Genomic DNA, 26,317 nt, shown 5'->3' on the forward strand with positions numbered 1-26,317 from the left:
AAGGGGATGGATTTATGTATTTAACGAATATAATGATACCGAAAGAAAAATGTTACATTGCTCATCCAAAAGATACGATTCACTCAGCTCTCGATAAGTTGGAACATCACGGGATTGATGGCTTACCAGTTGTAGCTGATGGAAAGTATATAGGAATGATCACAAGATATAGTATTTTTAGACATTATTTCTTCAAAAAAGAAAATGTATCTAGAGATAACTTTATAGCGGATACATTAATCGAAGAAATCTTAACATTAGATTTACACTCATTAAATGAAAATCTTGTAGTTGAAGAGTCACTACTTAATTTGCAAGATTTTCCGATTCTTGCAGTAGTTAATGATGAAAAAGATTTTCTTGGGGTAGTTACAAGATATGATGTTATGGAACAATTTAAGTCAGCTTTCGGTATGAAACAAAAAGGGGTTAGAATTGCTATTACATCAGTTGAAGCTGAAGGTAGAATTAAGCGATTATCAAGTATTATAGCTAAATACAAATTAAATACGATTTCATTTGTAACATTTGATGAAACGGATAAGATGTACCGTAGAATGATTATTAAAGTTGAAAAATCAAATAATATTAATAAGTTTATCAAGTACTTATCTAAAAATGGATTTAAAGTTCTAGATGTAACTGAAGACAATTAATATCAGCAGCCAACAATGAGTAATTTTGTTGGCTGTTTTTTTATTTAATTCTTTATAAATTGTTTGTTTACCTGTGTTCTTTGTTTAATTTAGAAACAATTTATTTTAATAATCTCTCTTTATTGATATAATGATTGAGGATATTATAAGGAGTGAAGGTACATGCAAGAATATGAAAGTTTAATAATCGGTGGAGGTCCATGTGGATTAAGTGCGGCAATCGAACAAAAAAGAAGAGGTATTAATACAGTTGTAATTGAAAAAGGTAATGTAGTAGATGCAATTTATAATTACCCAACTCATCAAACCTTCTTTTCTTCAAGTGATAAACTTGGAATCGGGGATGTACCCTTTATCGTAGAAGACTTAAAACCTAAAAGAAATCAAGCACTTGTTTATTATAGAGAAGTCGTTAAACATCATCAGCTTGATGTTAGAACATTTGAAGAAGTGTTAGCAGTTAAAAAAGTTGATAATAGATTTTTAGTCTCTACAACTAAACAAACATACAAAGTTAGATTTTTAACAATTGCAACTGGATATTATGGGCAACCTAATTCATTAGAAGTAGAAGGGCAAGAGTTAAGTAAAGTTATGCACTACTTTAAAGAAGCTCACCCTTATTTTAATCAAGATGTCGTTATAATTGGTGGAAAAAATTCTGCAGTAGATGCTGCAATTGAATTAGAGAAAGCTGGAGCAAAAGTAACAGTTCTATATCGTGGTTCAGAATATTCTAAGAGTATTAAACCATGGATATTGCCTAACTTCGAATCGCTTGCAAACCACGAAAAAATTACAATGCATTTTAACAGTGAAGTAGAACGCATCGATGAAGAAACATTAACTTTCTCTAAAGAGGGAAAATCTCACACTATTAAAAATGATTTTGTATTTGCGATGATCGGTTATCATCCAGATTATAAGTTTCTAGAATCATGTGGCGTTGAAACCATTACAAACGAATTTGGAACAGCTCCATCATTTAATAAAGATACGATGGAATCCAATGTTGAGAATTTATATATAGCTGGAGTTATTGCAGCTGGAAATGATGCTAATACTATTTTCATAGAAAATGGGAAGTATCATGGTGGTACAATCGCACAAGACATAGATAGAAAAAAACAAACACCACTAGAATCATAAAAAAACACCCTGTTATTGGTATTAAACCTTATAACAGGGTGTTTTTTTATGAGAAATATTGAACGAGTTCTTCTTTTGTTAAATTATTACTTAGTCCTACTAAAAGTTTCAATCTTGCTTTTTGGCCATTTAACCCATTCGACAAAATAATGCCCATTTGCTGTAGTTGATATCCGCCACCTTCATATGCGTATATACCACCAACAATTCCGTTAAATGATCGAGAAACCATCACTACAGGTATTTCCGCTTCTATTAAGCTTTTTATACCTTCTAATGCTGTAGGAGGCATATTACCTTGCCCAAGTGCTTCTATAACTAATCCGTCATATTTATAGTCGACGAAGAAATTGAATAGGTCACTAGATATATCCATATGTGCTTTTACAATACCTATTTTCATATCAGGATTAATTTCTGTATATTTCTTATTAAGAAATGGCTGGTGATGAAATATTACATGCGTTTTTGTGACACTTCCTATTGGTCCATAGTTTGGACTTTGGAAAGTACTCGTATTTGATGTGTGTGTCTTTGTAACGTTTTTAGCTGTATGGATTTCGTCATTAAATACTACCATTACGCCTTTATTTTTAGCATCATCAGTTGATGCTACTTTCAATCCTGAAACATAATTATATAAACCGTCAGAACCTATTTCATTGGAAGATCTCATAGCACCTGTTAAAATTATAGGTAACTGAGTATCTATTGTTAAATCTAATAAATATGCAGTTTCTTCTAACGTATCAGTACCATGAGTAATAACAAAAGCATCATATTCATCATTCTTGATAGATTCGCATATGATATTTTTCAATTTAATAATATATTGATTGTTCATATGTGGAGAAGGTACTTGAAATGGGTTGATTTCTGTAATATCACCTAAAGATTGTATAAACTCTTGATGTCTGTGCATTGGATGTTCTGAATTTGTTTCTACTTTACCTGTATCTTTGTCTTCTGACATACTTATTGTTCCACCTGTATGTATAACTAATATTCTCTTCATTTCTTTCCTCCTATTCATATGATTATAGTTTATGATAAAATATATAGGATTAAAGAACAAGAGAGGTTAATACAAATGAAGAAAATAAATATTGCAATAGATGGTCCAGCTGCTGCTGGTAAAAGTACAATCGCTAAATTAGTAGCGCAAAAATTTAATATGATTTATGTAGATACTGGTGCTATGTACAGAGCAATAACACTATATTACATTGAACAAGAAACTGAAGATTTTGACCGACTTGTTAAAGAGATTGATTTGAAAATAGTTTTAGATAATGGTCAGAGAGTTATTTTAAATGGTGAAGATGTCTCAGAAAGAATAAGACAAAATGATGTAACGCAAAAAGTTTCTTACGTTGCTTCTAAAGAACCAGTCAGAACATTTTTAGTTAATGAACAACAAAAGTTAGCAAATGAAAAGAATGTTGTAATGGATGGTAGAGATGTAGGAACTACGGTATTACCAGATGCAGAGCTTAAAATATATATGATTGCATCTGTTGAAGAACGTGCTTTAAGACGTTTGAAAGACAATGAATTAAGAGGGATTGAATCAGATTTAGAATCTTTAAAATTAGATATCGAACGTCGTGATCAATATGATATGAATCGTGAAATCTCACCTTTAGTTAAAGCTGAAGATGCTATAAGTATTGATACAACCGGATTAACTATAGAAGAAGTGACAAATAAAATTTCAGAATTAGCAAAAAGTAAAATGAACTAAATAGTTCGAATTTCTTGACAATTTAGCTTCTTTATAAGAAGTTATTATTATGATATTTATTTAAAGGAGGCAATTTTGATGACGGAAGAATTCAACGAATCCATGATAAATGAAGTGCAAGAAGGTGACAAAGTAAAAGGTACTGTACAACAAATAGAAGATAAACAAGTAGTTGTACACATAGAGGGTGGTAAGTTTGATGGCATCATTCCAATAAGCCAACTGTCAACTCAACACATCGAAACAGCCAACGAAGTCGTCAATATTGGTGATGAAATCGAAGCGTTTGTAACTAAGATTGAACAAACCGAAGATAGTGGTCATTATATATTATCAAAACGTAAATTAGACGAGAACTTATCATACGAGAAACTACAAAAAATCCTTGATGAAGATGGAACAATCGAAGCTGAAGTAACAGAAGTTGTAAAAGGCGGTTTAGTTGTAGATGCAGGTATTCGCGGTTTCATACCCGCTTCATTAATATCAGTTAACTACATTGAAGATTTTTCAAATTATTTAGGTAAAGTATTAACACTTAAAATTGAAGAATTAGATCAAACTAACAACAGAGTTATTTTAAGTCATAAAAAAATTGAACAAGAGTCTTTAAGCTCACAAAAAGAAGATTTCTTAAACAATTTATCTCAAGGTGATGTATTAGAAGGTAAAGTAGCAAGAATAGCTAACTTTGGGGCTTTTATTGATTTAGGTGGAATAGATGGATTAGTACATGTTTCCGAATTATCACACGATCATGTTAAATCACCAGAAGAAGTAGTTACTGTTGGAGATACAGTTAAGGTTAAAGTTCGTGCTATTGATAGAGACGCTGAAAGAATTTCTTTATCAATCAAAGATACTTTACCAAGTCCGTTTGAACAAATAGATAATAATTTCTCAGTTGGAGATATAGTACCAGGTAAAGTAGTTCGATTAGCACAATTTGGCGCATTTGTGGAAATAGGTGCAGGTTTACAAGGTTTGGTACACATTTCACAAATCAGTCACGAACATATAGGTAAACCTGATGAAGTTTTAGAAAAAGGACAAGATGTACAAGTTAAAATTTTATCAATAGATAAGGATGAAGAAAGAATCTCTTTATCAATTAAAGATACAATTGAACAAGAAACAGATTATGATGAGTCTTATTTAAATCAAACAAATTCTGATGATGATAATCCAACATTGGGTGATGTCTTCGGAGATAAATTAAAAGATTTTAAATTATAATCCTAAAAAGCCATTCGAATAAACTTTGAATGGCTTTTTTTAATTCCATAGGCTAAACTGTGATGATATGTTAAAATAAAAAGGATTATGAATGAGAGGAAGTAGGTTTATGACGAAACCCATTATAGCAATTGTAGGTAAACCAAATGTAGGGAAATCTACAATTTTTAATAGAATTGTTGGAGAAAGAGTATCAATTGTTGAAGATACACCAGGTATTACGAGAGACAGAATATATTCAAGTGGTGAGTGGTTAACACATGACTTTAATTTAATTGATACTGGTGGCATTGACTTAGGCGATGAGCCATTCCAAAAACAAATTAGAGCACAAGCAGAAGTAGCTATAGATGAAGCGGATGTAATTATCTTCATGGCAAATGGTCGTGAAGGTGTAACTCAAGCTGATGAAATGGTAGCTAAAATATTATACAAATCAAATAAACCTGTTGTATTAGCAGTTAATAAAATTGATAACCCTGAGATGAGAAGTGAAATTTATGACTTTTATTCATTAGGTTTCGGGGAACCATTCCCAATTTCAGGTTCACATGGTTTAGGATTAGGAGATTTACTAGATGAAGCAGCTAGACATTTTCCTGAAGATGACGAACCTGATTATGATGATGAAACAATTAGATTATCACTTATTGGACGACCAAATGTTGGTAAGTCTAGTTTGATAAATGCTATTTTAGGTGAAGAACGCGTTATTGTATCACCAATAGCAGGTACTACAAGAGATGCAATTGATACTTTATATACTTATGATGAACAAGAGTACGTATTAATTGATACTGCAGGAATGAGAAAAAAAGGTAAAGTGTATGAAAGTACAGAAAAATATTCTGTATTAAGAGCACTTAAAGCTATTGAAAGATCAAACGTTGTTCTTGTCGTAATTGATGCAGAAGAAGGTATTATTGAACAAGATAAAAAAGTTGCTGGCTATGCACATGAAGCTGGTAAAGCAATAGTTATAGTAGTAAATAAATGGGATACTGTAGAAAAAGACTCTAAAACGATGAAAAAATTCGAAGAAAAAGTTAGAGATAACTTCCAATTCTTAGATTATGCTCCAATTGCATTTGTTTCTGCTTTAGAGAAATCACGATTAAGAACATTATTCCCATTAATAACAATGGCAGATGAAAACCATCGTAAGCGTGTACAAAGTTCTACTTTAAATGAAGTTATTACAGATGCTGTTGCAATGAATCCAACACCTACAGATAATGGAAGAAGATTAAATATTTTTTATGCAACACAAGTTGCAATCCAACCTCCAACATTTGTAATATTCGTTAATGATGTTGAATTAATGCACTTTTCTTATAAACGTTTCTTAGAAAACCGCATAAGAGATGCATTCGGTTATGAAGGAACGCCAGTTCATTTAATATCTAGAAAAAGAAACTAAATTAAAGGATTGATAAATATGTCAAATATTACTGTGTTTGGTACAGGAAGTTGGGGAACTGCATTAGCTAACGTATTAGCTGACAATCAACATGATGTACTAATGTGGGGGAAAACTGAAAATACAATCAATGAAATTAATAAAGAACATACTAATTCAAAATATTTAAAAGAAATTACAATCAATGAAAACATTAAAGCTTCTACAAGTTTAAAAGATGCTGTTCATCATTCTTCAATATTTATTATTGCTGTTCCTACTAAAGCAATTCGTGAAGTTGCAGAAAATATAAATCAAATTGCTGATGGCAAGAAAGTATTTATACACGTGTCTAAAGGTATTGAACCTGTAACTTTTAAAAGAATCTCTGAAATGCTTGATGAATCAATTGATTCTAAATTAAATGGTGGAATTGCTGTATTATCAGGTCCTAGTCATGCTGAAGAAGTTGCAATTAAGCATCCTACGACAGTGTCAGTATCCTCAGAAAATGAAGAAGTAGCAAGACTTGCACAAGATTTATTTATGACGGATTATTTCCGTGTTTATACGAATAATGATTTGATCGGAATAGAAATTGGTGGCGCTTTGAAAAATATCATCGCTCTTGCTGCAGGTATTACTGATGGAATTGGATATGGGGATAATGCTAAAGCAGCACTTATTACTAGAGGTTTAGCAGAAATCACGCGTCTAGGTGTTAAAATGGGTGCAGATCCGATGACATTCCTTGGACTTGGAGGCATTGGTGACTTAATAGTAACGTGTACATCCGTACATTCAAGAAACTGGAAATGCGGTAACATGTTAGGCAAAGGTGCAACATTAGACGAAGCTTTAGAAGAAATGAATATGGTAGTTGAAGGTGTAAGAACAACTGAAGCTGCTTACAATTTAGCTAAAGAATATGATGTAGAAATGCCTATTACATCTGGTCTTTATAGAGTATTATTTGAAGATTATCCTGTTTCAGAAGGTGTTAAAGATCTTATGGAACGTGACAAAAAGTCAGAGAATATTTAAGCAAGTGGGGTAATGAAATGTTTGATATATCAAGAATGGATTTAATGTGGGTGTCTTTTTATTCGATAGGTTTTATGATTTTATCAATTATACTCGTATATTTATCAAGATTTAAATTTAAAAACAAAATAATTAGTGGAATTACTATGTTTCTAGCAGTTGTTTCTCTTATATTTGCTGGTATATTTATGATTGTTGTATTAGGTGGATCTAGCCATGCATAACTATAAAAAAATTACGATACTTATACTATGTTGTTCATTATTTTTAACTGCATGTGCATTTCCCGATAAAGAAAAAGAAGAAAATCAAGTTCCAGCTAATGATCAATTAAATATGGTTCAAACGGCAGTTGATGAATATCAGAAAGCAAGCAATGGATTATTACCGCTTAAAGAAAGAGATGACAGCTACTCAATTTATTTAAAACACCCAGTAGATTTTAATAAATTGAAGCCAAAGTTCTTATCACAATTACCTGGTAATTCATTTGAAAATGGTGGTATATATCAATATGTCATTATGGATGTCGATAAAGATCCAAAAGTACACTTAATTGATTTAAGAACATCTGAAGTATTGAAAGATCTTAGAATTAGAATTGATGCGAGTGGTGAACCGTTACAACTTGGCAAGAAAGTTGCACCAAACGTCTACGAAATTGATTACAAAAAGTATGGCTTTAAAAAAGCACCTACAGTTCCTAGTCCATATAGCAATGAAAGATTACCTGTTTATATGAACGGAGGGAATGATTTTGTAATTGATTACCGTTTAGATTTAGCAAAAGCTATAAAAAAAGAAAAATCACTACCTAAACCAGGTACAGACATTCGATACTTACTATATAAAGATACGCCTATACTACCGGCATATTCACCAGAATTTACAATAAATAACAAAAATGAGCCTGTTTTTAAATCAAATATGAAAAAATATTAATAAAATTATAGAAAATATACATTTATGGCTTGTAAATCGTTGCAGTGGCACTGGTTGATGTGTTAAAGTCTTAACATAATGGTATTTATACATATCATTAGATAACCTTTTGGGAGGTGAAATTGAAATGAACAAAACAGAATTAATTAACTCAGTAAGTGAAAAAGCTAATTTAACTAAAAAAGAAGCTGGTCTTGCTGTAGACGCAGTGTTCGAATCAATTCAAAAATCTTTATCTGACGGTGAAAAAGTACAATTAATTGGTTTCGGTAACTTTGAAGTACGCGAAAGAGCTGCTCGTAAAGGACGTAACCCACAAACTGGTAAAGAAATTGATATCCCTGCAAGTAAAGTTCCAGCATTTAAAGCAGGTAAAGCATTAAAAGATGCAGTTAAATAATTGATTGTGTCAAAGCCCTTTTAAAGGGCTTTTTTTATTTGTCTTATTTCTTTAAATGAAATAAATATATGCATTTTCAATTACTTAAACTTAGTGTTAAGATATATAGGTGATAATGTTGAGGTGATAAGATGGATAAAATTGAAAATATTTATAATTATGAAATTTCTAATTTATTAAAAGGCGTTAAAAATAAAAATATACCTGCAGTTAATCCTATTATTGCAGATGTATTAAATGATATTAACATTGATATACATGCGAAATTAGCTACAATATCTATTGATGCCTCAATGCGCTTTTTAAACCGAATCGGTGAAGCAAATGTATCTAATCAAGATATCTTAATAGGAGATCTTGTTAGTGCATATTTCTATAAATGTGCTACATTAAATAAGGATTTAATATTTTTAGATACAATGACTAAAGCAATCAGCAAACAAAATGAATTAAAACAAACTTTAGCAAATGAAAATATGACACTTGATTCAACGAAAATAAAAGAAATTGAATCTATTTTCATTACAACTCTAATAGATTATTATGAAATCAATATGGATAAAGAACAATTAAAAGATGACATTTATGCATATTACTACTAAATAAAAATGACTATATTTTTAAACTTAAAGGAATGAATACTAAATGGATAATAAATCTAAATCAGAACATGTACATGATGTTTTCCAAAACATTTCAGGAAAGTATGATACATTAAATAATATTATAAGTTTTGAACAGCATAAAAGATGGCGTAAATACACGATGAAACAAATGAATGTTAAACCTGGATCTAAAGCTTTAGATGTATGTTGTGGAACAGCTGACTGGACTATACAACTTAGCCATGCTGTAGGCCCATACGGAGAAGTTGTAGGGCTAGACTTTAGTGAGAACATGTTAGAAGTAGGTAAGAAAAAAACGGATAATATGGCTAATATACATTTGATTCATGGTGATGCTATGAATTTACCATTTGAAGATAATGAATTTGATTATGTAACAATTGGATTTGGATTAAGAAATGTTCCAGATTACAAACATGTATTAAACGAACTTAAAAGAGTGGTAAAGCCTGGAGGTATGGTTGTATGTTTAGAAACGAGTCAACCAACAATGCCAGTATTTAAACAATTGTATAGATTCTATTTCAAGAATATCATGCCATTATTTGGGAAGCTATTTGCAAAGTCTTTACAAGAATACAATTGGTTACAAGAGTCTGCCGAAAATTTCCCTGGCAAAAAAGAATTAGCAGAAATGTTTGCGGATGTAGGATATGAAAGAATTAAAATTAAGAGCTTTACTGGTGGCGTTTCAGCGATGCATTTAGCTTATAAACCTAAATAACAAGGTGATTACATGTATGACAAAACAAAAATTCATATAAATAAAGAAGTAAAAGAAATAGAAAGACAATTGAATAATTATATAGATAGTGAGCAAACAACTATAAATGAAGCTTGCCAATATTTATTAACTTCTGGTGGTAAACGTATACGTCCGCTGTTTACTTTAATCGCAAGTCAATTTGGTGAGCAATATTCAAAAGATGTAATCACAGTAGCTACAACACTTGAGCTTATACATATGGCGAGTTTAGTTCACGATGATGTAATTGATAAAAGTGACAAACGAAGAGGTAAGCCTACAATTGCAAAGAAGTGGGATGTACAAACTGCAGTTATAACTGGTAATTACTTATTATCACAATCATTAAATGCTGTAAGTACGATTGAATATCCGAAACTTCACGAACAATTAGCACAAGGAATTATTGAAGTTTGTAGAGGTGAATTATTTCAATTTGAAGATCAATTTGTTTCAAACCAATCTATAACGAATTACTTGAGAAGGATAAAGCGCAAAACAGCATTGCTTATTTCATTGTCTACTGAATTAGGTGCATATGCTGCTAGAGCAGATGATGTAACTGTAAAAAAATTAACTAAAATTGGTTATTATATCGGTATGAGTTATCAAATTGTTGATGATATATTGGACTTTACAAGCACTGAGAAAAAGTTAGGTAAGCCAGTTGGTTCAGATTTAAGAAATGGACACCTTACTTTACCAGTATTATTAAGAATGAGAAATTCTTCTGAATTTAAAGAGCGTATTAATCAATTACATGTTGAGAGTCCAGCAGAAACCTTTGATTCATTAGTAGAAGAAATTATAGCATCTAATGAATTGCAAAAGGCAAAAGAAGTCAGCAATAATTATTTACTGAAAGCAGAAAATTTAATCAATACATTAAATAATGAATCAGGGAAAAAGATGCTTTTAGAAATAATTGTAAAAATAAGAGATAGAAACCATTAGAAAGCGCTTGCAACTCCTTGTAGTCAATGATAAACTTATCTTGGATTTACATAAAACAAAGGTAGGGATTACGCAATGGAAAGAACTTTTTTAATGATTAAACCTGATGCAGTACAAAGAAATTTAATTGGTCAAGTAGTTTCACGACTAGAACAAAAAGGATTAAAATTAGTTGCAGCAAAATTATATCAAGCTAATGAAGATTTAGCTAAAGAACATTATGCTGAACATGTTGAAAAACCTTTTTTCAATAAACTAGTGAGCTTTATTACATCTGGCCCAGTATTTGCAATGGTAGTTGAAGGTAATAATGTAGTTGAAGTTACAAGAACAATTGTTGGTGAAACAAACCCTGCTAAAGCAGCTCCAGGTACTATAAGAGGGGATTATGGTATTGATTTAGGAAGAAATATTATTCATGGTTCTGATTCAAATGAGTCAGCAGAACGTGAAATAGGTTTATGGTTTGATAAATCAGAACTTAATAATTATAAATTAAACAATGAAAATTGGGTATATGAAAAATAATTACGAGAAAGGAATCGTTTAACAAATTTTTGTTAAACGATTCCTTTCTTTTTTGTTAATTTAACGCGTTAAATATGATATGATTAATTTTATATTTAATTAACAGTAGGGAGAGATTATATGCGTTATTTAACATCTGGTGAATCACATGGACCGCAACTAACTGTAATTATAGAAGGTGTTCCAGCTAACTTAAAAATTGACGTAAATGAAATTAATGAAGAAATGTTCAAACGTCAAGGAGGTTATGGTCGCGGTCGTCGTATGCAAATTGAAAAAGATGCAGTAGAAATAGTTTCTGGTGTGAGACATGGTTATACTTTAGGTAGCCCTATTACGCTCATCGTGAAGAATGATGACTTTAAACACTGGAGAAAAATCATGGGTGCTGACGCATTAACTGAAGAAGAGTTAGATAATATGAAAAGAGTTATCACTAAACCTAGACCTGGTCACGCAGATCTCGTAGGTGGTATGAAATATAATCATAGAGATTTAAGAAATGTACTTGAACGTTCATCTGCGCGTGAAACTGCTGCAAGAGTTGCTGTTGGTGCAGTTTCAAAAATCTTACTAAAAGCCTTAGATATAGATATTTATTCTAGAGTTATTGAAATAGGTGGCGTAAAAGACGATTTTGAATATACGCTTGAAGAGGTTAAAGAAAACATTGACCATAACGATGTACGTTGTATTAATGATGAAGTAGCTGAAAAAATGAGAAACCGAATTGACAAAGCGAAAAAAGATGGAGACTCAATCGGTGGTATAGTCGAAGTAGTTGTTGAAAATATTCCTGCTGGTATCGGAAGTTATGTACATTATGATCGCAAACTTGATGGGCGTTTAGCTCAAGCTGTGGTTAGTATTAATGCCTTCAAAGGCGTAAGTTTTGGTGAAGGGTTTAAAGCTGCTGAGAAACCAGGTAGTGAAATTCAAGATGAAATTGCATACGATAATGAAAAAGGATACCACCGTTTATCAAATCACCTTGGCGGACTAGAAGGTGGTATGTCGAATGGTATGCCAATTGTTATAAACGGCGTAATGAAACCAATACCTACACTATATAAACCATTAAATTCTGTTGATATAGATACCAAAGATAGCTTTAAAGCAACAATTGAAAGATCAGATAGTTGTGCAGTCCCTGCAGCAAGCGTAGTTTGTGAACATGTCATTGCATTTGAAGTTGCTAAGGCAATTACGGAAGAATATCAATCAAATCATATTGACCAATTACAAGATGCAGTTAAAAATCATCGTAATTGGAATTTAAATTTCTAGGTGATGAAATGATTTTTGAAACTACTTACAATGACAACAACTATCCGATTATATTAAAGCAAAATGCACTTGCAGAGATAAATCATTTTTTAAAAGAAAACGAACAAAATATCGTTCTAATTGATCAAGATGTTTATAGATTCCATAAAGATTATATTAAAGCAAACCTTGAAAATCAGGAAATTAAATTTATAACTATTATGAGTGGTGAAGCTTGCAAACAAATGTCGTACTTCGAATCGATTAGCGAAAAAATATTGTCTTTAAATATTAATAGACAGTCACAATTGATTGCTATTGGTGGAGGAGCCACAGGAGACTTTGTTGGTTTTCTAGCAGCTACTTTATTACGTGGAATTGATTTTATACAAGTTCCTACCACATTACTTGCACATGATTCTGCAATTGGTGGCAAAGTTGGAATAAATGCTTCAGTCGGTAAGAATTTAATTGGCGCATTTCACAGACCTCGCGCTGTGATATATGACTTAAACTTCTTAAATACATTACCACATACAGAAATTAGAAGTGGTTTTGGAGAAGTATATAAACATGCTATTTTAAACAGTGAAACTGATACATGGCATTTAATGGATCAATATCCATCTATTAAAGAACTGTCACGTCTTGAGAATATAGATACCTTTTTAAAAATGGGTATAGAAACAAAATTAAAAATTGTCATTGAAGATGAGTTCGAAGGTGGCGTACGTAAACATTTAAATTTAGGACACACTTTTGGACATGGTTTAGAATATTTAACTAAAATTGCTCATGGTGAAGCTGTTATGATAGGTATTTTATTCCAAAAAATCATAAATAAAAATAGAAATCTCTTTGATAACCAAGAATCTATTCATATATTTATTAATTATTTAAAAGAACTTGGATATCCACTTAGCATCATAAATAATGCTAATATTGAGCTGATTTTTGACTATATGAAAAAAGACAAAAAGAATATTGGACAAACGATTCAAATGGTTTTACAAGAAGGCGAAGCTTCGTTTACAATTGAATCCGTTTCTAAAGATGAAGTATTAGATGCATTTATAGAACTTAAATCTCTAATAAATGAATAGAAGGAGTCCTTTAAATATGGAAGATGTATATAAAGTAATTGACGATATTCATATGAAAAATATCGAACAATTAGATGAGAAAGTAAATAGAGTTTTACAATCTGACGATCATGATGCTTTATTTATGTTAGGAGAAACATTATATAAATATGGAATAGTCGATCAAGGTGTAAAAATATTTGAAGAACTTTATTTACTTTATCCAGATGAAAATGAACTACTCGTTTATTATATAGAAGGTCTTATCGACCAAAATGACTTAGATAAAGCACATGAAGTTCTATATAATAGCCCCCATTCAACAGAAAAATTAATGCTAGAAGCTGATTTATATCAACAACAAGGATTATTCGAAGTTGGAATTGAAAAACTTATTGAAGCAAAAGAAATTGAACCAGATGACATCGTTATTACTTTTGCTTTAGCTGAAATGTATTATTATGACGGTCAATATTTAAAAGCAATGTCTAATTATGAAACGATTACGCAAACAGGTGAAGATATTATAAATGGTATATCTATTTATTCACGTATGGCTGATGCGAGTTTACAAAGTGGTGCATATGAAGAAGCGATTAAATATTATGAAAATGTTTCTGAAATGGATATGACTGCTGAAGATTATTTCAAACAAGCAATAAGTTATCAAAAAAATGACTTAACAAGAGAAGCAATTAAACAACTTGAGAAGCTTCTACAAAAAGATCCCGACTTTATGCAAGCTTACCATTACTTACTTCAAATTTACGAATCTGAAAAAGATTATGAAAAAGCAATTGAAATAGGTAAAGAAGGTCTTAGATTAAATGCATATTATAAAGAATTAATGACTGATACAGCTAGACTAATGTTAACAACAAATGACGAACATGGTGCAATTCTTTTACAAGATGCTTTAACAGTTGATCCATCTTATACAGAAGCTGCAATTATTCTTGCTGATTATTATCGTGAAAAAGATAACACAACTGGCTTAATTAACTTGCTAACTTATGTTGACCATGAAGACATCGATCCAATAGTAGCTTGGCATGTTGGGTATGCATTCGGAGAAGAAGAAAGAGATAAAGAAGCACAGCATTTTTACGAATTAGCTTATCCAGATTTAACACAAAACATTGACTTCTTAAATGACTATTACCATTATTTAATAGAAATTGGAAATGTAGAAACTGCTAAAAATATATTAGAGTCTGTTCGCAAACTCGATCCTGAGAATCCTTATTGGGACCAAGAATACGAAAGACTATTATAAGTAGGGTTAAATATGAATCATACATGGCTTAACTATGAAAAACAGCGGTTCATTGAATATATATTGTATCAATATGATTTTAAAATTGCTGAAAGTGTATGGATATTAAATTTACTTAAAAGTAGTCCAAAATATTTATCAAATATAACTTTTGTTAGTGAATTATCTAATAATCGAATTCTATCTATTAGTACTTCCCAATCTAAACAATTACCATTATTGTATTGTAAAGACCAATTTTGTATAGAAAATGGTCGACAAATCTTTCATGATATAAGATTGGATAATACAGAACTTAATGTCTTACTATATTTAAATAAAAATGACGATCGCTTAAATAGATTGCTGCTATTACAAATGTTAGTTGACTATTATGGAGAAGATAAAGATATACGTTCATTTAACAATAACAATAATTCACTTCATCATTGGGGACAACTAATCAGAAATGAGATTGATAAATCATTAGATAATAATGATCAAGACACATTTTTAGAGATGTCTAAAATATTGCAATTCATTAATGAGTTGGAGGAACATCAGTAATGTTATTTAATCACATTGACTTAAAAGAATTAAAAAACAACTTAGAATATATAGATACAGCAATTATTCCAGTTTCAAATATCGATATGAATCATCAATTATTAACTTCATGCGATAAAAATGAAACAGTACAATTAGTTGGAATGCTAGCAGAAAAACAATTTAAAGGTAGATTACTACTAACTCCTACATTTTTTACAAGTGGAAATCAATACGACCATGTAAATTCATTTGTGCAAAGCTTAAATGAATATGGACTTAACAATATAATCATTTTAAGTAGTGAAAAAATAAATATAAATTCTGAGATTGAATATTATACGGTTAACACAATCCCTATGAGTGATCTAGACGATGAAATGAAACGTACACTTATAGAAGATGAAGTTAAACAATTTATGAAATTCATCATAAAAACTTGGAATAAATCAAACTCTTAATTTTTGTAAATAATAAGCATATCACTCAACTGATATTTTCAGTTATGCAGTGATATGCTTTTTATTTTGAGTATGTCTTAGATAATTTTTTCAAAAAGTACTCTTCAAAAATCACTTTTATCGCCAAAAAATGTCCATAAAAATTAAAGCCTTTTCATATTTTTGAACTTTCTTAGTTAAAACCTTAATAAATAAAATATAAATTGTGACAAAGCGTTGACCGTCTTGAAATAATAGGCTAAAATTAAATTGTCCTAGTTATAAAAGAACGATTAATAGAGGGGGGAATCTGAATGAGCCAACGTGTCACACGACGCCAATTTTTAAACTATTCATTAATGGGTGTTGGGTCATTTATGGCTGCTGGTATGATTTTACCTATGGGTAGATTTGCGCTTGATCCTGTTTTCAAAGCGGATGCACAAGGCGATTTGATTGCTACAGGCGTAAAGGAGTCAGAACTTGGCAAAGAGCCTATAAAAGTGGACTTTAAATTCGAGCAAGAAGATGCTTGGTATACGAGTGAAGTTACAGAATTCGCTTGGGTATACAAAGATGGAAAGGAAATTGTAGCTTTATCACCTGTCTGTAAACATTTAGGATGTACAGTGACTTGGAATGGTGATGACTCAAATCCTAATCAATTCTATTGTCCATGTCATAACGGCCGTTACGAAAAGAATGGTAAAAACATTCCTGGTACGCCACCATTAGCACCACTTGATCAATACGAAGTAAAAGTTAAAGATGGCATTATTCAAATCGGCAAAAAACACGAAAACGAATTAGCTAAATAAGGAGGGATTAACAATGATAGATAAAATCTATGATTGGGTCGATGACAGACTTGATATTACACCAATTTGGCGAGATATTGCTGATCATGAAGTGCCAGAGCATGTTAACCCTGCTTATCACTTTTCAGCTTTCGTTTATTGTTTTGGTGGTCTAACGTTTTTCATTACTGTTATACAAGTTTTATCAGGCATGTTTTTAACGATGTATTATGTTCCAGATATCGTTAATGCTTGGAAATCAGTTTACTATCTACAACACGATGTAGCTGCTGGTGTTATCGTACGTGGTATGCACCATTGGGGAGCAAGTTTAGTAGTAGTAATGATGTTTTTACATACACTCCGTGTATTCTTCACAGGGTCTTACAAACAACCTAGAGAATTAAACTGGGTTGTAGGTGTTTTAATATTCTTCGTAATGCTTGGATTAAGTTTTACTGGATATTTATTACCTTGGGATATGAAAGCACTTTTCGCAACAAAAGTAGGTTTACAAATTGCAGAATCAGTTCCTATCATTGGGCCGTGGGTTAAGACATTACTAGCAGGGGATGCCGAAATAGTTGGTGCACAAACTCTAACTCGTTTCTTTGCGATACATGTATTCTTCCTACCAGCTGCACTATTCGCGTTACTGGCAGCACACTTTATAATGATCAGAAAACAAGGTATTTCAGGTCCACTATAAAAATAACGTGAATAAATGAAAAAGGAGGTCATGCGACATGCATCGCGGTAAAGGGATGAAGTTTGTTGGTGACTCAAGAATTAAGTCATACGACAAACCAAAGTTAAATAGAGATTACTCAGAATTTCCAGGTCGTACAGAAAGTTTCTGGCCTGACTTTCTATTAAAAGAATGGATGACTGGTGCAGTTTTCTTAATTGCATACTTATGTTTAACAGTTGCTCATCCATCGCCACTTGAACGTGTGGCAGATCCATCTGATACTGGTTACACACCATTACCAGACTGGTATTTCTTATTCTTATATCAAATACTTAAATATACATTCGCATCTGGTCCTTATAATACATTTGGGGCAATCGTCTTACCAGGTATTGCTTTTGGTGCTTTATTATTAGCTCCATGGTTAGATAGAGGCCCTGAACGTAAATGGACAAAGAGACCATTTGCTTCTGGTTTCATGTTAATTGCAATTGCTATCTTATTCTATACAACATGGGAATCAAGTTATTACCATGATTGGAAACAACAAGCTAAGCAAGGTGAAATCGTATTTTCTAACTTAGATAAATCCGATCCAGTCTACACAGACATTATCAAGTCAAACTGTACAAGTTGTCATGGTGGTGAATTGACTGGTGGACAAGGTCCAAACTTAGTAGAATCGAAATTACCAAAAGAGGGCGTACAAGGATTTGTAGAAAAAGGTGCAGGTAAAATGCCTAGCTTTAAAGATACACTTTCAAAAGATGAAATCGATAAAGTTTCTAAATACGTTGCTGATTTACACGAAACAGATGCGAACGGTAAAGAATTGAAAAAATAATTATTAAAGCCACCATTTTATGGTGGCTTTTTTCAAAGGAGTTACATAATGGCATTTTGGAGATACGTTATGGGACAAAAATCAGTGCTCATAACTCTATTTATTGCAAATCTACTCGGAACAATTTATGGATATATTTGGTATGGAGGACAATTGTTAGAAAGTAAATGGTATTTTTGGCCATTCATACCTGATAGTCCAACAGCAACATTCTTCCTAGTCATTGCCATTGCAGCTATTTATTTCAATAAACATTTAGGTTTATTTGAATGTTTAGCATTTGTGACATTAATTAAATATGGTGTATGGGCAGTGGTGATGAACTTATTTGTCATGATTCACTATGAACAACTTCTTCCTATGGCAATCATGCTAATGACATCTCACGGGCTTATGGCAATCCAAGCATTTATGTTTTATCCTACATTTAATATAAAAACTTGGCATATTGTAATAACGATGATATGGGTCTTTCATAACGATGTAATAGATTATGTGTATCATCAATATCCTGTATATAGCATGTTAAGTCAGTATGAATCACATATTGGATATTTTGCATTTTGGCTAAGTATAATCGCTTTTCTCCTTTTAATTTATTTACAAAAAAACATAAAAATACGTTCGAAATATTTGACGTAGGGGTCATCACTCCGTAATATAATAACTAACAGGGATATAAAGGAGGAAGTAATTTGTTTTCATTCATTATTTATTTTGTGATTATTATGCTTGTCCCTATGTACTTCCAATTTAAAGTAAAATCAACTTACAATAAATACTCAAGAGTACGTTCAACAAGCGGTAAAACGGGTAAACAAGTGGCTGAAGAAATACTAGCAGCTAATGGTATTCATGATGTAGAAGTATTACAAGGTGAAGGGTTCTTATCAGATCATTTTGACCCATCTAAAAAACGTGTAGTTTTATCACCATCAAACTATCAACAACCTAGCGTAGCAGGTACAGCGATTGCAGCTCACGAAGTAGGACATGCAATACAACATGCTCAAGGTTATGGTTTCTTAAAGTTTAGAACAGCTTTAGTACCACTTGCTAGTTTAGGTAGTTCGTTATCTTATATTATTATTTTAGCTGGTATCGTATTAACAGCAATGAGCAGTACATTCGGAACAACATTATTATGGGTTGGTATCGTATTTATGTCATTCGCTGTATTATTCTCAATCATTACATTGCCAGTCGAATTTGATGCAAGTAAACGGGCGATGCGCCAAATTGAAAAACTAAACATGGTCAATCAACAAGAATATAGACATGCTAAGAAAGTTTTATCAGCCGCTGCGATGACATATGTCGCTGCAACAGCAGTAGCAGTAGCCGAGTTAGCAAGATTTATTCTAATGGCACGTAACAGTTAATTCGTATTACTAACTACCGATTTAAGTTATAAACTTAAATCGGTAGTTTTTTATTTTCAATTTCATAATGAACTATAAATTTTAAAATTATATGCATCAAAATCTATAGTCAGTTTATAACATTGTCATTATGTACGTTAATCATATATAATTTTAATATGTGAGCACTTTTATAAATTAATATAAAAGATAAGTGAGGGGGATTTGTATGGATATGCAAGAAATGCAAAAAGAAGTAGATACTTATATTTCTCAATTTAAAACTGGCTATTTTTCACCATTAGCTAACTTAGCGAGATTAACAGAAGAAGTTGGAGAATTGGCTAGAGAAATCAACCATACTCATGGAGAAAAGAAAAAGAAATCTACTGAAGAAGAAAATACAATTGAAGCTGAATTAGGCGATAATTTATTTGTATTAATTTGTTTAGCAAATTCATTAAATATCGATTTAAATAAAAGTTTTGAAGATACTATGAATAAATTCAATGTAAGAGATAAAGATAGATTTGAACGAAAATAAGTTTTTATGGAGGCATAATATGAAAATCGGTATTACTTGTTATCCGTCAATGGGTGGTTCAGGTATAGTAGCTACTGAACTAGGATTGGAAATGGCAAAAAGAGGTCATGAAGTTCATTTTATTACTTCAAATATGCCTTTTAGAATGAGAGAACCTGTTCCAAATGTTACTTTTCATCAAGTTGATGTGAATCAATATTCTGTATTCCAATATCCACCATACGATATAACATTAAGCGCAAAAATTGCAGATGTAATAAATGATTACGATTTAGATATTTTACATATGCACTATGCCGTACCACATGCAATATGTGGTATTTTAGCTAGACAAATATCAGGAAAAGACGTAAAAATTATGACTACATTACATGGCACTGATATAACTGTATTAGGTTATGATACATCGTTGCAAAGTGCTATTCGCTTTGGAATTGAAAAAAGTGATGTCGTTACAAGTGTAAGTGATAGTTTAAAAGAAGAAACATACGAAGTGATAGGACCCGATAAACCAATTAAAACAATATACAACTTTGTACAAGAAGATAACTTTCCTCAAGTTTATAATACAGATTTAAGAAGTAGATACGGAATTGAAGAAGACGAGAAAGTTATTACTTTTGTATCAAATTTTAGAAAAGTTAAACGTGTTCATGACGTAGTAGATACTTTTTATAAAATAAACAAAAAGGTTAAATCTAAATTGCTTTTAATAGGGGATGGACCTGAACTACAAGTTGCTAGAGAACAAATCAAACATCTCAATATAGAAAATCATGTACTATTTTTAGGAAAACAAGATGAAGTCAATATATTCTATCAGATGTCAGACTTAACTTTGTTAATGAGTGAAAAAGAAAGCTTTGGCTTAGTACTGTTAGAAGCTATGCTAACTGGTGTCGTTCCTATTGGTACTAATGCTGGTGGTATTAAAGAAGTTATTAAAAATGGCGAAACAGGATACACTGTAGATGTTGGTGATACTGATAAAGCAAGTGAGCATGCAATTGAACTTTTAACTAATCATACACTTTATAAAAATATGCAAGAAGCTATGGTAGCAGATGTGAAGGAACGTTTCTCATCAAAAGTGATTGCTGATCAATATGAATCTTGTTACAACAATATGTTAGGAGATTAATATGAGCGCTAATCAAGTTTTTGAAGATGCCAAATGGATAATTGAAGCACTTGAAAATCAAGGCCATCATGCTTACTTTGTCGGAGGATCTGTAAGAGATTACTTAATGGATAAACATATTTCTGATGTAGATATAACAACAAGTGCTTTACCAGAAGAAGTGGAATCAATCTTTGATAAAACTTTACCAATTGGAAAAGAACACGGTACGATAATTGTATTAGGAAGTGGTCAACAATTCGAAGTAACCACGTTTAGAAAAGATGGAGATTATGTTGATCACAGAAGACCTACATCGGTACAATTTGTAACAGATTTATATGAAGATGTTGCAAGAAGAGATTTTACGATGAATGCAATTGCTATGGATAAATCATATCAACTGCATGATTATTTTAATGGATTGAAAGATATTAACAATAAAATAATAAAAGCTGTAGGTACACCTATTGATAGAATGGAAGAAGATGCTCTACGTATAATGAGAGGTGTAAGGTTTCAAGCTCAAACAGGATTTAATATTGATGATGAAACAAAAGAAGCTATGAGCCAATCAGCACATTTATTAGATAAAATTGCAATCGAAAGAATTGTCGTTGAATTAAAAAAGATGATTTCAGGCAATTATGTATACCATATTATTCAAACCATGAAAGACATGGCAATTTTTAAATATATACCATTTTTTAAAATTATCAATTTGGAAACAATTTTTATACCACAACATTCAAATTTCGAACTATGGATTGCTTCATTATGCTATATATATCATTTAGAACTTTCGAGTTTAAATCATTTGAAAATAAGTAATAAAGAGAAACATGAAATAATTTCTTATTATAATCTATTTAATGAATTTGAAAATAGAAACATTTCAAAAGTGGAAATGACTAGTATGATTTATAATTATGGCAACAATAAAGTAAACAAAGTCATACAATTTATATATGAAAATAATCAATCACTTAATATACAATTTCATCCTACAATAATGAATACTATTTTAGTAAATGAAATTTATGATAAACTACCTATATATGATAAGTCAGATTTAAGTATTAATGGTCAAATCATCATGAATGAATTTAATAAAAATGGTGGGCCATGGATAAAAGATATATTAAATAAAGTAGAGCAAGCAGTAATTTTAAATAAAGTGAATAATACACAAAATGAGTTAATAGAATGGGTGCGAGAGAATGTCGAAATATAAACGTGAAATTGTTAGTTATTTATATCAAAATGATGAATATTTATCAGGTCAACAAATTGCTGAGACTTTAAATTGTTCACGTGTTACTGTAAAAAAAGTAATTGATCAACTTAGAAAAGAAGGATTTCAAATTGAATCCATTTCAAATAAAGGTTATAAAATTGCGAGTATTCCTTCCATTTGGCAAGAAGACATTGTTAATATTGAACTTAAAGACAACGCATTGTTGAATCAAGCAATCGTTCAAACTCAAGTTGATTCTACTCAAATACTTGCTAAATCTTATATTAATGAGATAAATAATCATTTTGTAGTATTAAGCGATGAACAGACTAAAGGAAGAGGGAGATTTAATCGTGAATGGTCCTCTCTAAAAAGCAAAGGCCTGTGGATGTCAATCGTATTAAAACCTGACATAGCTATTCAAAAAATGTCGACATTCAATTTATTTATTAGTCTTGCAATTCAAGAAGTGATTGAACAACATTATAATATACAATGTAAAATAAAATGGCCAAATGATATTTATATTGGTAATAAAAAAGTATGTGGATTTTTGACAGAAATGATTGCCGATACGGATGGTGTTCATGCAATCATTTGTGGAATAGGTATAAATTTAAATCAGACTCAATTAGAATTTGATAAAGTAAATCAATCACGTGCAACGAGTTTAAATTTAGAGAATGGTAAGCCTATAGGTCCTTATCAATTTCTAACATTACTAATTAAAGCAATTGAACAGAGATATGACCAATTCTTGAATTTACCATTTAGTGAAATTAAAGCATTATATAAAGAAAAAAGCATGATCTGGAATAAAACTTTAACTTATACTGAAGGTAAAAAACAAATCGTTGGGCGAGCAATAGATATACAAGATAATGGGTTCTTAACTGTGATATCTGAGGATGGCAATTTACATCAATTTATGAGCGCAGATATCGAAATATAGGAGAGATAATATGGCGCAAAGATACGCTGTCGTAGATTTAGAGACAACTGGAAACCAAATACAATATGATGAAATTATACAAATTGGTATTACATTTATAGAAGACCAACAAATTGTAGATACTTACCATACATATGTTAAAACTGATTTGGAAATTCCATCTTTCATCCAGGCATTAACAAATATAAATGAGTTAGATTTACAAGATGCGCCATATTTTGACGAGATTAGTAAATCTTTATTTGTAATGTTAAAAGACTGTGTGTTTGTAGCGCATAACGTTTTATTTGATTTGAACTTTTTAAAGGCTCATTTTGAAAAATATCAAATAGAATTTGAACCAAAATTAATAATAGATACGATGGAACTCTTTAAAATTGCTTTTCCAACTGAAGAAAGCTATCAGTTAAGTGAATTAAGCCAATCTTTAAAAGTCGATTTGAATCAAGCACATAGTGCAGATGAAGATGCTAAAGCAACAGCTTTATTGTTTATAAAAGCTATTCAAAAAATAAAAGATTTACCTATAGATACTGTTAAACAACTTTACTATTTATCAAAGTCACTGAAATATGACTTGAAAGATATTTTATTTGAAATTGTTAGAACTAGTCAAAATACAGTGACAAATTCAAGCAAAATAAAAAAATATCAAAATATCAACTACTTAAAGCAAACACCTATACGTAAATCGAAAAATAGTGAAATTATAACAATTGATGAAGCCTATGATAGAATTCTTAAAACATTTAATTTTGATTATCGTAAAGAACAATATCAATTAGTTCAACAATTATTTGATTCTTTAATGCATAATGAAAATGCGCTTATCGAAGCACCTCTTGGAAGTGGAAAATCGATGAGTTTTGTACTTGCTTCACTGCTTTACTATTTAGAAACAGGAGAACATATACTTGTTTCAACTCATACAAAATTATTACAAAATCAACTACTAGAGCAAGAGTTCAACAAAGTGCTGAATGCATTAGATCTTGATTTAAAGGCGATGATTATAAAAAGTAAAGATCATTACATTTCACTAGGCTTAATTTTAAACATTCTTCAAGATGATACTGATAATTATGAAGCAACGATTTTAAAAATGCAGTTATTAGTTTGGATTTTAGAGACTGAAACTGGAGATATTGAAGAGTTACATCTAAAAGGAGGACAAAAAGTATTCTTTGACCAAAAAAGAACAACTTATGTTCCATTTAAAAATGACATTCATTATTATCAATTTATTAAAGAGAGTGCTCAAAGTGTTGAGATAGGTATTACGAATCATGCGCATTTATTGCAACATAGTACTGAAGACACTGTTTATCAATTGTTTAAACATATAATTGTAGACGAAGCACACCGTATACAAGACTATGCACTTAACCAAGTTACTGATAATTTAAGTTATCAACATATTAAATATCACCTTGGTTTATTAGGTAAAAATGAACAAGAAAAATTATTTAGAAGATTAGATAAATTAGAAAACAGAAGAATTATAGAGCAATACCCAATAGATCCCATTGATATTTATCAATTAAAAAAAGATATCGAATTATTACATGAACAAAATGAAAATTTATTCGATGAATTAATGGATCAAATCAATCAAAAGCATAAATCTCAAAATGATGACGAACAACAAATTCATTATATCTATGATATCGATGTTACGAAGCTATCTGAAATATTCAAACTACAAATCGGTACGATTAATCAAATTTTATCTAGATTCAAATCTTTTACACATGCTCATGTGAAAGCATTCAAAAAAGAATTGATTTATATATATCATCAGTATACTAAGATATATAACGTTATTAAATCGGGGCAAGTACCATACGTATCAATTAAAAAGTTAACTCAAAAATCTACACTTTCTCTTTTTGTTAAAAAAGAAGAAGTTAAAGATTTACTTAATCAAGTATTTATTGAGCAATTTAATAGTAATATTTTCATTTCAGGAACATTAACTGTAAATGAGTCGTTTACATCGTTTAAATCTATGTTTCCTAAAAATATTGAATTCAATACATACTATTTGAATGATATTTATGATTTGAAAAATCAAGCAGCATGTTTTGTTCCTAAAAATATGCCAAGTTATCAGTTCCATAATCAAGATGACTATATTGAAACAATTGTTCATTACTTATCTACATTTGTAAGTGAAACAAATCAAAAATGTTTAGTATTATTCACGAACTATTCAATGCTTTATCAAGCATACCGTTATATGGAAGAACTTGAAATATTTGATGACTATGTATTATTAATGCAACAACAACATTCACATGTTTATAAAATTGTTCAACAATTTAATCAATTTGATAAAACAATTTTACTTGGGACATTATCTTTCTTTGAAGGTTTTGATTATCAATCTTCAGGAATTAAATGTGTCATGATGACTAAATTACCGTTCATTCATCAAGATGACCCTAGATACCATTTGATGAAAGATGAATTTGAAAATCCTTTTAAAGACTTTGTATTACCTGATGCCGTTACTAAATTTAGACAAGGTATCGGTAGATTAATTAGAAATAAAAATGATCAAGGATTGTTAGTATGTTTTGATAGAAGAATTTTAGATAGTAATTATAGTAAATTTTTCATAAATGCTTTAGGCGAAATACCAGTTATAGAAGGCGATATAAATAATTTCCAAGATAAATTAAGAAAATATCCAAACAGATAGCAGTTATATAGATAATTTGATAAAATGACTATAGGTAATTTATTTGAATAGGAGA

29 protein-coding genes are annotated in these 26,317 nt (G+C 30.7%); 28 read left to right on the forward strand and 1 reads right to left on the reverse strand.

What is annotated here, in order from left to right; all coding sequences use genetic code 11:
• Positions 1-14 precede the first annotated feature (14 nt).
• Positions 15-656, forward strand: coding sequence for a CBS domain-containing protein (locus B2G86_RS02775; protein WP_078356617.1), 642 nt, complete (start codon positions 15-17; stop codon positions 654-656).
• A gap of 162 nt (positions 657-818) precedes the next feature.
• A complete protein-coding gene (locus tag B2G86_RS02780; RefSeq protein ID WP_078356618.1) occupies positions 819-1,805 on the forward strand; it encodes a YpdA family putative bacillithiol disulfide reductase in 987 nt (328 codons plus the stop codon).
• A gap of 46 nt (positions 1,806-1,851) precedes the next feature.
• Here B2G86_RS02780 and B2G86_RS02785 read toward each other — a convergent pair whose 3' ends face one another.
• Positions 1,852-2,820, reverse strand: a complete 969-nt coding sequence (locus tag B2G86_RS02785; RefSeq protein ID WP_078356619.1) for an asparaginase — start codon at positions 2,818-2,820, stop codon at positions 1,852-1,854.
• Between the two features lie 75 nt (positions 2,821-2,895).
• On the opposite strand from B2G86_RS02785, the gene cmk reads away from it, so the two are divergent.
• The 26 genes from cmk (at position 2,896) to B2G86_RS02915 (ending at position 26,262) form a co-directional block, all read left to right on the forward strand.
• Positions 2,896-3,549, forward strand: a complete 654-nt coding sequence (gene cmk / locus B2G86_RS02790; protein ID WP_078356620.1) for a (d)CMP kinase — start codon at positions 2,896-2,898, stop codon at positions 3,547-3,549.
• A 78-nt stretch (positions 3,550-3,627) separates the two neighbouring features.
• A complete protein-coding gene (gene rpsA, locus B2G86_RS02795; protein WP_078356621.1) occupies positions 3,628-4,785 on the forward strand; it encodes a 30S ribosomal protein S1 in 1,158 nt (385 codons plus the stop codon).
• A gap of 109 nt (positions 4,786-4,894) precedes the next feature.
• A complete protein-coding gene (gene der, locus B2G86_RS02800; RefSeq protein ID WP_078356622.1) occupies positions 4,895-6,205 on the forward strand; it encodes a ribosome biogenesis GTPase Der in 1,311 nt (436 codons plus the stop codon).
• A gap of 18 nt (positions 6,206-6,223) precedes the next feature.
• On the forward strand, positions 6,224-7,228 hold the full coding sequence (locus B2G86_RS02805) for an NAD(P)H-dependent glycerol-3-phosphate dehydrogenase (protein ID WP_078356623.1): 1,005 nt from the start codon (positions 6,224-6,226) through the stop codon (positions 7,226-7,228).
• A 17-nt stretch (positions 7,229-7,245) separates the two neighbouring features.
• Positions 7,246-7,452, forward strand: a complete 207-nt coding sequence (locus B2G86_RS02810) for a DUF2768 domain-containing protein (RefSeq protein ID WP_078356624.1) — start codon at positions 7,246-7,248, stop codon at positions 7,450-7,452.
• Entirely contained in the window at positions 7,445-8,170 is a 726-nt protein-coding gene (locus B2G86_RS02815; RefSeq protein WP_078356625.1) for a hypothetical protein, read from the forward strand. Before B2G86_RS02810 ends, B2G86_RS02815 begins: the two co-directional genes overlap by 8 nt.
• Before the next feature lie 127 nt (positions 8,171-8,297).
• Positions 8,298-8,570, forward strand: coding sequence for an HU family DNA-binding protein (locus B2G86_RS02820; RefSeq protein WP_016912122.1), 273 nt, complete (start codon positions 8,298-8,300; stop codon positions 8,568-8,570).
• Between the two features lie 131 nt (positions 8,571-8,701).
• Entirely contained in the window at positions 8,702-9,172 is a 471-nt protein-coding gene (locus B2G86_RS02825; protein ID WP_078356626.1) for a hypothetical protein, read from the forward strand.
• A gap of 43 nt (positions 9,173-9,215) precedes the next feature.
• Positions 9,216-9,920 carry a demethylmenaquinone methyltransferase gene (locus B2G86_RS02830; protein ID WP_078356627.1) on the forward strand — a complete coding sequence of 235 codons (705 nt, stop codon included), beginning with the start codon at positions 9,216-9,218 and terminating at the stop codon, positions 9,918-9,920.
• Between the two features lie 12 nt (positions 9,921-9,932).
• On the forward strand, positions 9,933-10,895 hold the full coding sequence (locus B2G86_RS02835; RefSeq protein ID WP_078356628.1) for a polyprenyl synthetase family protein: 963 nt from the start codon (positions 9,933-9,935) through the stop codon (positions 10,893-10,895).
• Between the two features lie 75 nt (positions 10,896-10,970).
• Positions 10,971-11,423, forward strand: a complete 453-nt coding sequence (gene ndk, locus B2G86_RS02840; protein ID WP_078356629.1) for a nucleoside-diphosphate kinase — start codon at positions 10,971-10,973, stop codon at positions 11,421-11,423.
• A gap of 120 nt (positions 11,424-11,543) precedes the next feature.
• Positions 11,544-12,710: a chorismate synthase gene (gene aroC, locus B2G86_RS02845; protein WP_078356630.1), complete on the forward strand. Its 1,167-nt coding sequence runs from the start codon at positions 11,544-11,546 to the stop codon at positions 12,708-12,710.
• Positions 12,711-12,718: 8 nt separating this feature from the next.
• Positions 12,719-13,792 (forward strand): 3-dehydroquinate synthase, encoded by a 1,074-nt coding sequence (aroB, locus tag B2G86_RS02850; protein WP_078356631.1) that lies wholly within the window; start codon positions 12,719-12,721, stop codon positions 13,790-13,792.
• Between the two features lie 16 nt (positions 13,793-13,808).
• The gene (locus tag B2G86_RS02855; RefSeq protein ID WP_078356632.1) at positions 13,809-15,047 is read left to right on the forward strand and encodes a tetratricopeptide repeat protein; all 1,239 of its coding nucleotides are present in this window, start codon (positions 13,809-13,811) and stop codon (positions 15,045-15,047) included.
• Positions 15,048-15,059: 12 nt separating this feature from the next.
• Complete coding sequence (locus B2G86_RS02860) at positions 15,060-15,593, forward strand: YpiB family protein (protein ID WP_078356633.1); 534 nt, start codon at positions 15,060-15,062, stop codon at positions 15,591-15,593.
• Positions 15,593-16,033 (forward strand): DUF2487 family protein, encoded by a 441-nt coding sequence (locus tag B2G86_RS02865; RefSeq protein ID WP_078356634.1) that lies wholly within the window; start codon positions 15,593-15,595, stop codon positions 16,031-16,033. Before B2G86_RS02860 ends, B2G86_RS02865 begins: the two co-directional genes overlap by 1 nt.
• A 293-nt stretch (positions 16,034-16,326) precedes the next feature.
• Positions 16,327-16,830, forward strand: a complete 504-nt coding sequence (locus tag B2G86_RS02870; RefSeq protein WP_078356635.1) for a Rieske (2Fe-2S) protein — start codon at positions 16,327-16,329, stop codon at positions 16,828-16,830.
• Positions 16,831-16,843: 13 nt separating this feature from the next.
• A complete protein-coding gene (gene qcrB / locus B2G86_RS02875; RefSeq protein WP_016912349.1) occupies positions 16,844-17,518 on the forward strand; it encodes a menaquinol-cytochrome c reductase cytochrome b subunit in 675 nt (224 codons plus the stop codon).
• Positions 17,519-17,555: 37 nt separating this feature from the next.
• The gene (locus B2G86_RS02880; RefSeq protein WP_078356636.1) at positions 17,556-18,344 is read left to right on the forward strand and encodes a menaquinol-cytochrome c reductase cytochrome b/c subunit; all 789 of its coding nucleotides are present in this window, start codon (positions 17,556-17,558) and stop codon (positions 18,342-18,344) included.
• A gap of 48 nt (positions 18,345-18,392) precedes the next feature.
• On the forward strand, positions 18,393-18,986 hold the full coding sequence (locus B2G86_RS02885) for a DUF1405 domain-containing protein (RefSeq protein ID WP_078356637.1): 594 nt from the start codon (positions 18,393-18,395) through the stop codon (positions 18,984-18,986).
• 53 nt (positions 18,987-19,039) lie between these two features.
• Positions 19,040-19,726, forward strand: coding sequence for a zinc metallopeptidase (locus B2G86_RS02890; RefSeq protein ID WP_078356638.1), 687 nt, complete (start codon positions 19,040-19,042; stop codon positions 19,724-19,726).
• Between the two features lie 208 nt (positions 19,727-19,934).
• Positions 19,935-20,249: a nucleotide pyrophosphohydrolase gene (locus tag B2G86_RS02895; RefSeq protein WP_078356639.1), complete on the forward strand. Its 315-nt coding sequence runs from the start codon at positions 19,935-19,937 to the stop codon at positions 20,247-20,249.
• A gap of 19 nt (positions 20,250-20,268) precedes the next feature.
• On the forward strand, positions 20,269-21,390 hold the full coding sequence (bshA, locus tag B2G86_RS02900; RefSeq protein WP_078356640.1) for an N-acetyl-alpha-D-glucosaminyl L-malate synthase BshA: 1,122 nt from the start codon (positions 20,269-20,271) through the stop codon (positions 21,388-21,390).
• A 1-nt stretch (position 21,391) separates the two neighbouring features.
• Complete coding sequence (locus B2G86_RS02905; RefSeq protein ID WP_078356641.1) at positions 21,392-22,603, forward strand: CCA tRNA nucleotidyltransferase; 1,212 nt, start codon at positions 21,392-21,394, stop codon at positions 22,601-22,603.
• Entirely contained in the window at positions 22,590-23,558 is a 969-nt protein-coding gene (locus tag B2G86_RS02910) for a biotin--[acetyl-CoA-carboxylase] ligase (protein WP_078356642.1), read from the forward strand. The genes B2G86_RS02905 and B2G86_RS02910 overlap by 14 nt, the downstream gene beginning before the upstream one ends.
• 10 nt (positions 23,559-23,568) lie before the next feature.
• A complete protein-coding gene (locus B2G86_RS02915; protein ID WP_078356643.1) occupies positions 23,569-26,262 on the forward strand; it encodes a helicase C-terminal domain-containing protein in 2,694 nt (897 codons plus the stop codon).
• Positions 26,263-26,317: the final 55 nt, after the last annotated feature.

Origin of the sequence: Mammaliicoccus fleurettii (assembly GCF_002018435.1) — a bacterium.
GTDB classification, from domain to species: Bacteria; Bacillota; Bacilli; order Staphylococcales; family Staphylococcaceae; genus Mammaliicoccus; species Mammaliicoccus fleurettii.